This is a genomic window from Bacillus cereus group sp. BfR-BA-01347 (genome assembly GCF_022663835.1).
Classification (GTDB): Bacteria; Bacillota; Bacilli; order Bacillales; family Bacillaceae_G; genus Bacillus_A; species Bacillus_A thuringiensis_K.
Window position 1 is genome coordinate 1 of sequence record NZ_JAKUGG010000115.1, and the last position, 211, is coordinate 211.

A 211-nucleotide genomic window follows, 5' to 3' on the forward strand; every position below is an offset into this window, starting at 1 on the left:
CTTGTAAGGCTTCGATTGATCCTTCATCTACTGGTTTTATTTTTTTATCTTTCATGGTTGGACGCCCCTTTTTCTTTGATTGTAGGGCATCCAATCCTCCTGTTTCATAAGACGGTATATTGAAAAGTGCCGCTGTTTCTCTGATAGATGTCCCGTGTTCATTCATATAATAAAGTACATCTAGTTTATACTGGGCTGGGTAGAATGTATA

The 211-nt window shown here is 37.9% G+C and carries 1 protein-coding gene; it reads right to left on the reverse strand.

Going from position 1 to position 211, the window contains the following annotated elements; all coding sequences use genetic code 11:
• Nucleotides 1-211, reverse strand: a 211-nt coding sequence (locus MR143_RS32905; protein ID WP_242281311.1) for a helix-turn-helix domain-containing protein, incomplete at both ends; no start/stop codon positions are given.